The organism is Agriterribacter sp., assembly GCF_035445465.1.
GTDB lineage: Bacteria > Bacteroidota > Bacteroidia > Chitinophagales > Chitinophagaceae > Agriterribacter.
In genome coordinates this window covers 1-5431 of record NZ_DAOMQT010000110.1, presented here as the reverse complement: position 1 = coordinate 5431, position 5431 = coordinate 1, and the positions used below count along the sequence as shown (strand labels likewise).

The following is a 5431-nucleotide window of genomic DNA, read 5'->3' as shown; positions in this document are numbered from 1 at the left end:
CCAGATTAAGTTTTTCAATATAAGGGATGAAAATAGCAGAGCTGTCCAAATGATCTACAGGGATGTCAAAGTAGCCCTGGATTTGGGGCGCATGCAAGTCCATCGTAATTACCCTGTCGGCCCCGGCGGCGGTTAACAGGTTGGCTACCAGCTTGCTCCCAATGGCCACCCGGGGCTTATCCTTCCTGTCTTGCCGGGCATAGCCGTAATAGGGCAAAACAGCAATAATTTTATCGGCAGATGCCCGGCGCGCCGCATCAATCATCAGTAACAATTCCAGGATATTGTCTGAAGGAGAAAAAGTGCTCTGGATCAGAAAAACATAGTCGCCCCTGATGCTTTCTAAAAAGGTAGGCTGAATTTCCCCGTCGCTGAAACGCTGGATGCTTATTTTTCCTAATGGCTGTCCAAACTGTTGTGCAATTTTTTCTGCAAGATAGCGGGATCCGGTACCTGAAAATAATTTCGCCTTCGGTTGCATAAATAAGTGGATATGGGGCGAAGATAAAAAGAAGGAGGAAACTAATGACCGGGTATTTTAAAAAAGTATCAAAAACGCCGCGAAGCCCCAGGAGTAAAATAACTCATTTAACAGGCCGGGTGCTGCCTGCTTTATTTAATACTGTGGCTTATGCCGTTAATCTCCCGTGTATTAGGTTGTAAAGATGTTCCTTACTTAATAAGCTTTATCTGTTAAATGACAGAGCAACCCGGGGGTGAGCAGAAGCAACAGGCGTTGTTTTAACTTCGGTAGCAGTGGTTTTTTTATGATTCTTAAAAGCCTGGTATATGGAGGAACATACAAATACTGAAAAAATGAGCACAACGAAATACATGCCTATGCAAAACAAAAGGGGTTGAAGGGAGCCAATAACAAGCTGGCGGTTCGACAGTTTCATAAGGAGTAGATTTTAACGATTTTTAAAGGAATTTGGATATCTTACAGGATGGAATAACGGCTGAAAAACACAAAAATTATGTTGCCTGCACAAAAAACATCCATCAAACACTGGTCGGAAGACGACCGGCCAAGGGAAAAGTTGCGTAATAAAGGACCCGAAAACTTAAGTAACTCCGAACTGATAGCCATACTGTTACACCATGGAACCCGTCAAAAATCTGCTGTTGAACTGGCCAAAGAGATCCTGCAGATGGGCAGCAATAACCTGAGCCAACTGGGCAGGCTTTCCATAAAAGAATTGATGAAGATCAAAGGAATTGGCGAGGCAAAATCCATCACTATTGCAGCCGCATTAGAGCTGGGCCGGCGCAGGCAGGCGGGTGAAATATTGAACAAACCGGTAATTACAGATAGCGGCAGCATTGCCAGGTACCTGCATGCCATGCTCAAAGACCAGGATAAAGAAGTATTTATGGTACTGTTCCTGAACCAGGCCAACAAGATTAATCATATGGAAATCATCAGCCGCGGAGGTATAACAGGTACGGTAGCCGATCCCAGGGTAATCTTAAAAAGAGCGTTGGAAGAAGATGCCGTAAGTATTGTGCTTTGCCATAACCATCCCTCCGGAAGTCTTAAACCCAGCCGCGCCGATGAGGCGCTGACCCAGAAAATAAAGGAAGCCGCCCGTTATTTCGATATTAAGGTAGCCGATCACGTTATTGTGAGCGAAGCGGGTTTTTTCAGCTTTGCAGATGAGGGGTTGCTATAAGAGGCGGTCAGCAGTCAGCTTTCAGCCATTAGCACACAGTGTCATTCCCCCGTAACCCTAACTTCCAAACTATAAAATTCCAAACCACAAACTTTCAACACTATTCCCCGGTGCGACTTAAGTTTTGGGTTTTGCATAAAAACCTGATCTTTATATTACCGCTTTGCATATAAGCCACTTAATATGAAACAGCCTATCCGTTATTTTACCTGCCTTGTATTTGTATGCATTGCCACAGGTGCCGCGGTATCCGCCCAGCATGCCGATACGGGTACAGAAGCACATGGCACCTCTCCTATATTTAAAAAATTACAACCGATTTCATCAAACAGCCAATGGAAACAAATTTCGGCAACACCGCTTCGTTTTACCACCTATCATACCCAGGGGCTCACCAAAGTAAACGGCTTCTTCTACATGACAGCCGTAAAAGTAAACCGCTGGCCAAAGCCTTATGGTAAAATAATGAACGGATACGACCGCGATAACGGCGATGGTATGGGTTATTTGTTCAGGTTTGACAGTGATGGAAAACTGACAGACAGCATTCAGATAGGCGAAGGCGTTATTTATCATCCCGGGGGAATTGATTACGACGGGAAGTATATATGGGTTCCCGTGTGTGAATACCGTCCCAATGGCAAATCCCTTATTTATAGGATTGATCCGGGCAATATGCAAAAAACAAAAATGGCTGCATGTAATGACGCGCTTGGGGCAATAGCTTATAACAGGGATAACCATACCCTTGTGGGCATGAACTGGGGCAGCAGAAAATTTTACGAATGGAAGGTTGCTACGGTTAGTGACAGCACCGTGCTCCAGCCTGTTTCGGAACAGGGTATTAAAAACCTGCATTACTATATAGATTACCAGGACTGCAATTATATTGGCGATGGACTTATGCTTTGCGCCGGTTTAAAAACATACAAACACCCCAATAATGGCACGGCTTTTAAACTGGGTGGGATAGAAGTGATTGATATGCGTAATTATTCATCCGTGTTTCAGTTCCCGGTAAATGAATGGGCTAAACCGGGAACGGTTATGACAAATAATCCCTGCTTTGCAGAAATCGTAAGCGGAAAGCTACGGTTCTATTTTGTGCCCGAAGATGATCATTCTACTTTATATACTTATGAGTTGGAGGAGTAAAGGATGAGATAGGTGAGAAGAAAGACGTGAGAGGTGAGAAGAAGATGTTCATTTATCATTTATCATCTGTCGTTTCACGTTTCACGAGAAGGGAGAAAGGAGTACCGGGTCCATCATTAGTAGTTTTTGGCTAATCCCTTACACCCTATACCTTATCCTCCGAACCCTCCCAAACGCTAAACGCTCAAACCACAAACTCCCACTCCTGTTTATCCTATTTTATATTACCTTTCAAAAAATAAATAGTATGAAACGGTTTCTTGCACTGGCTTTATTCATATTTGCGCTTACCCCAACCGGTTATACTCAAAACAAACCAATAGAAATGGCCTTATACCCTGAAAATAAAGTACCGGGTAATTTACCGGGACCTGATGAAGAAAAATCCGAAGCCAGCGGTGGTATTCTCCGCGTGAGCAAAATAAAAATCCCTACACTAACGGCTTATTTGCCCCCGGCAGATAAAGCTAACGGAACGGCGGTGATCATTTGTCCCGGCGGCGGCTACAGCATAGTGGCCATTGACCATGAAGGTTTTAAAGTAGCCGAAAAATTCAACGAAATGGGCGTGGCAGCATTTGTATTAAAATACCGCATACCCGATGAAAAAAATCAAACAGATCCTTCCATCGCTCCCCTGCAGGATGCGCAGCAGGCCATACTAACGGTAAGAACTAACGCTAAAAAATGGAACATTCACCCGGAAAGGATCGGCATCATGGGTTTTTCGGCCGGAGGGCATCTGGCTTCTACCGCAGGAACGCATTTTGAACGTTCGTTGATTGACAACCCGGATCGTGTAAGTGTTCGCCCGGATTTTATGATCCTTATTTACCCTGTTATCAGCGCCGATATTGCCATTACACACAGCGGATCATTTAAAAACCTGCTGGGTGGCAATGCATCAGCCCAACAACTTCTTTTATACTCCAACGAAAAGCAGGTTACGGCTAAAACGCCCCCTGCTTTTTTAGTACATGCATCAGACGATGGCGGTGTAAGCCCCAACAACAGCATTGCTTTTTACCAGGCACTCATAAAAAATAAAATAGCAGCCGAGCTGCATATTTACCAAAATGGCGGTCACGGGTTTGGCATGCATAACGCCACTACAAAAGATGAATGGATGGACAGGTGTAAAAACTGGTTAAACGGGAACGGCTGGCTAAAAGCTCAGTAAAAAAGCGGTTCCTTCGCCTTCGGTACTTTGTACCTGCACATTGCCTTTATGCAGCATCATTATTTGCTTGCACAGGCTCAGTCCTATGCCGCTGCCGCTTTTTTTAGTGCTGAAAAAAGGAATGAATATTTTATCCAGGATATCAGCGGGAATACCGCTGCCATTATCCGCTATTTTTACCGTTACTTTTTGACTGGCTGTTTTATAGGCCGACAAAACAATATGCGGCTGTGCCTGGTCCTTCACCGCTTCCATAGCATTTACCAGCAAATTGATCATTACCTGCTCCATGAGGTTCACATCGGCTTCAATTTCCAGCTCCGGGTCTTTCAGTATCACATCCATATCAATATTTTTTTGCTGCAGGCTGGGCTGCATTAACCGGAACAGGTTTTCAAAGAGGTCGCGCACATATATTCTGGTTAGGTTGAGTGTAGTGATCTTGTTCAGGTTGCGGTAGGTTTCCGCGAATTTCAACAACCCTTCGCTCCTTCTTTTAATAGTAATAATACCCAGCTCCAGGTCTTCTACCGTTCCCTCCTCGTCTTCTATATGTTTAGAAGCAAGCTGCAACCGGTTTTTAAGCGTATCGGCCAGGGAAGAAATAGGCGCCACTGAATTCATGATCTCATGCGTCATTACGCTCAGCAGCTTTTGCCAGGCCTTGGCCTCATTTTCATCCAATGCCTCATCTACATTCTGAAAGGCGATGAGCTTATATATCCTGCCGTCTGTTTGAAAAGCGGTTGCCGACAGTAACACTTTTATCATGTTCCTGTCTTTTGTTAGCTGCACCACTTTGCCTTCGCCCGGCCGCAATGCAATAATTTCCTGGTATAGCAACCCGTCTCTTTTCTCCAGCGAATGAATGGTTTTGAGATAAGGAATACCCAGCATTTTTTTGAGCGATTCATTCATCCATCCTGTTTCGCCCGACCCGTGATCGTAAGAAAGGATGCCGGTATCTACCAGCTCCAGTATTTTTTGCAGGTACTGGTATTGCGTTTCCCGCTCTTTACTAATTACTTTAAACGTAGTATTGATATCATTGAATCCCCTGCGGAGGGGCTGCAGTTCAAGCGGCGCGTGCTTCACATCAAAATGGCGGGAGAAATCGCGGTAATGTACCGACTCTACAAACTGTGATACCTCATCGTGCGCTTTTTTATGAAACCGGTAAAAATCATACAGCTCATATATTACAACAGGGATGAGGATAGCAAGGTATACGTAGCTGCCTGTGCCTTTCATTACCAGAAAAGCCGTAGCGCATAATGTGATGAACAACAGCGCCACCCTTACTAATATCCGCCATTCGTATTTTTTAAACATGCTAACAGGTTACAGGTTACAGGGTGCAGGTTACAGGTTGTGCATGCCTAAAATAGGTTGACAAAAAACAGTCACTTATGATGAGGCAAAT

5 protein-coding genes are annotated in these 5431 nt (G+C 44.5%); 3 read left to right on the top strand and 2 right to left on the bottom strand.

Going from position 1 to position 5431, the window contains the following annotated elements; genetic code table 11:
• Positions 1–481 (bottom strand): ribose-phosphate diphosphokinase (locus PLE34_RS21540; protein WP_324560613.1); only part of this gene is annotated, 481 nt, incomplete at its 3' end.
• Between the two features lie 496 nt (positions 482–977).
• Between PLE34_RS21540 and radC the strand changes: the two genes are divergently transcribed.
• The 3 genes from radC to PLE34_RS21525 all read left to right on the top strand — a co-directional run bounded on the left by radC (position 978) and on the right by PLE34_RS21525 (position 4008).
• Positions 978–1673: a RadC family protein gene (gene radC / locus PLE34_RS21535; RefSeq protein WP_324560610.1), complete on the top strand. Its 696-nt coding sequence runs from the start codon at positions 978–980 to the stop codon at positions 1671–1673.
• A 183-nt stretch (positions 1674–1856) separates the two neighbouring features.
• Positions 1857–2828 (top strand): DUF6454 family protein, encoded by a 972-nt coding sequence (locus PLE34_RS21530; protein WP_324560607.1) that lies wholly within the window; start codon positions 1857–1859, stop codon positions 2826–2828.
• A gap of 247 nt (positions 2829–3075) precedes the next feature.
• Entirely contained in the window at positions 3076–4008 is a 933-nt protein-coding gene (locus PLE34_RS21525) for an alpha/beta hydrolase (protein ID WP_324560604.1), read from the top strand.
• Here the strand turns inward: PLE34_RS21525 and PLE34_RS21520 are convergent.
• Positions 3994–5340, bottom strand: coding sequence for a sensor histidine kinase (locus PLE34_RS21520; RefSeq protein WP_324560601.1), 1347 nt, complete (start codon positions 5338–5340; stop codon positions 3994–3996). The genes PLE34_RS21525 and PLE34_RS21520 overlap by 15 nt on opposite strands.
• Positions 5341–5431 lie beyond the last annotated feature (91 nt).